This window comes from Roseateles sp. P5_B10, from assembly GCF_056400485.1.
The window spans coordinates 1-761 of sequence record NZ_JBFULE010001422.1 but is presented as its reverse complement, the minus strand read 5'-3'; the positions used below and the strand labels follow the sequence as shown (position 1 = coordinate 761).

The 761-nt window shown below is 62.8% G+C and carries 2 protein-coding genes; both read right to left on the bottom strand.

Annotation, left to right across the window (positions count from 1 at the left end; genetic code table 11):
* A partial coding sequence (locus tag AC1DU6_RS33745) for a hypothetical protein (RefSeq protein ID WP_477862737.1) occupies nt 1–277 on the bottom strand: 277 nt, incomplete at its 3' end.
* Nucleotides 278–490: 213 nt separating this feature from the next.
* The coding region (locus AC1DU6_RS33740; RefSeq protein ID WP_477862735.1) for an SGNH hydrolase domain-containing protein at nt 491–761 on the bottom strand (271 nt) is incomplete at its 5' end.

Here is a 761-nt window from a genome sequence, read left to right as displayed (position 1 = left end):
GATCAAAAGCCCAAACATCGTTGAGATAGGCTCCGCCGCCGGCCCCTCCCCAAAAAACCGCCTGATTGAGCGAGTCCACCCACGTCATGGCGCTCCACTCGCGCCATGGGGGCGCATTGGTCGTGGAAATCTGACGCCATGTAGCAATAAATTCCGCAGCGCGCGCGTCGTTCGCCGCAAGTCCCAAGGAACAGATGCAAGCGCCGAGCAAGACCGCGAGGAGCCGGTTGAGAAGGACGCGCATAGGAACCGAAATCGAGATGTGTAAAGAATCCATCAATACCTCAACGTGAAGCGGAGGTCCACGGAGCCCTCTTCCCTTGCGAGCGCGCATAGCGGACTCGCCTCGTCATCAAATGACCACTTTTACATCACACATGGACACTGGCGTCGACATTCCGCAACCCAAACCCTCGGCTCGGGGGTGCAGCAGGCACGTGTTGCGCATCGCCGTCGGCACACTCGCCGCCTGACCTTGGCCTGCACACCGTCATCGGAGAAGACCAGGCCCAGCCGCAGTTGCGGTCGTCTTGACCTCCAGCAACCGCAGCACGGCGGGGGCGACTATTGCGGCGCCAGTCATGCTGAGGTGGTTGTCGTCGAAGTACAGGCTGGCATCCCCCTCCAACACCTTACAACGCGGGCCGCCGCACAGCAGCTGGYCCAGCCCGACACGTTCGGCTTGCCCATCAGCGGTCAGCCGCTGCACCAGGGCCAGCGACGCGGCCTGCCGGATGCGGTAGTCGGCTGCCATCTGGCCC